The organism is Priestia sp. P5_B4 (assembly GCF_056400385.1).
On the sequence record NZ_JBFULJ010000863.1, the window covers coordinates 1 to 1,630 of the forward strand.

Annotated in this window: 3 protein-coding genes; 1 reads left to right on the forward strand and 2 read right to left on the reverse strand. The window is 36.0% G+C overall.

The window, feature by feature from the left end; all coding sequences use genetic code 11:
- Positions 1–671 (reverse strand): carbohydrate kinase family protein (locus AC1DRF_RS26820; RefSeq protein ID WP_477742169.1); only part of this gene is annotated, 671 nt, incomplete at its 3' end.
- A gap of 1 nt (position 672) precedes the next feature.
- The gene (locus AC1DRF_RS26825) at positions 673–882 is read right to left on the reverse strand and encodes a cysteine-rich CWC family protein (RefSeq protein ID WP_043982119.1); all 210 of its coding nucleotides are present in this window, start codon (positions 880–882) and stop codon (positions 673–675) included.
- Positions 883–1,045: 163 nt separating this feature from the next.
- Between AC1DRF_RS26825 and AC1DRF_RS26830 the strand changes: the two genes are divergently transcribed.
- A partial coding sequence (locus AC1DRF_RS26830) for a D-serine ammonia-lyase (protein ID WP_477742170.1) occupies positions 1,046–1,630 on the forward strand: 585 nt, incomplete at its 3' end.

Consider the following 1,630-nt stretch of genomic DNA (forward strand, 5'->3'; position numbering starts at 1 on the left):
CCCTGAGTTACCCATACGTACGGAATATGATACGCTCTCAGTTTTTCTAGGCTTTCTGTCAGGTCTGCTGAATTCATCAAAAATAGGAGCTCATCTTGAGAGATTTTCAAAATGTCTGTTTCGGACAAAAACGGTGTCACGATATTTCTACATGCTGCTTCACTTTCCCATCTTTTCATTCGAATATTTGGATCAAACGCTACAAGCATACGATGTTTTTTTGCGAGCTTCACAGCTTCTTTTGTAGTTTCCTGGGAAATCGGATGAAACAACGTACCTGATCCAAAATAAAAAATCGCTGCCTGCTCAAATAAAGCTTCCTGTAGCTCATGTTTGTACACTTGCTCATGAGGTGTAGAATCTATGTAGGAATGAAAGTAACGATCTCCTTCTTTACTTTTATGTACATACACTTCACAAATTTTTTTAGTCTCCGATATTACACAGCCGCTTTGATTCACTCCTTCAATTAAAAGGTTCTTTCTTACAAAATCACTTGTTTCATCACTGCCTAACTTACAGATATAATATGCTTTTGCTCCTAACTTCTGAACGCCGACTGCTACATTAACGGTTGTGCCTCCTAAAAAAGGGGCAAAGCTAGTGTTAAATTCGTTTTTAGCAATATAATCAATAAATGCCTCACCGTATGAAATAATTCCTTTTTTCAAGTTAATCCTCACCTTCTTTCTTCTGTCTCCCAACGCATTTGACACATACACACGCTTTTCCTCTGCTTTCTAAAGGAATTTGTTTAAACAGATCAGGAGTAAAAACTTTCTGCATGCACCAACATTTTTCTATTTCTCTGCCTTGTACAGAAGCACAGTTATTTTTTTCTCCGCAGATAGGACATCTGCTATCATCGCCTGAAAATGGCATGAATTCCTCTCCTTTTTTTCTATGAAGTTGTATAGATTATCTTTATTAGTATACAAGAGGTGGTTAAAATGTGCGTTCTGCTTTTTGATATTTTCGTTTTCAACTTCTTCTATTCTTGGTACTATACATATAAAGGAAATAACATATTGCGAAAGGAGCTTTTATGACAACTCATTTATTTCACCAAAAACCCCTTGCTACATGGATGCATGAATATCCTTTATTAACACCTTTAATCAATAAACAGGAAATACTTTGGATAAATCCTTATATAAAACCTGCTCAAAAAGCACTTTCTTCTCTTTCTTTACATACCAAAGATATAAAAGATGCAAAAGAACGACTTTCTCGCTTTTCTTCTTTTCTTCAAATCGCTTTTCCGGAGCTGAAAGCATCAAAAGGAATCATTGAATCACCTCTTCAAGAAGTTGCATACATGAAAGACTATTTAAATCAACAAATGAATAATAAGCTGCAAGGAAAATTATTGATGAAATGCGATCACGCTCTTCCCATATCAGGTTCTATTAAAGCAAGAGGCGGTATTTATGAAGTATTAAAATTTGCTGAAAGTCTTGCTATCAAAGAAGGACTGCTTACCGAGGAAGACAGCTACGCTCTTCTAGCTGAAGAACGATGTGAAAAGTTATTTTCTTCTTATTCTATTGCAGTAGGATCTACCGGTAATTTAGGTTTAAGCATTGGTATTATGAGCGCTACTCTCGGCTTTAACGTCACGGTCCATATG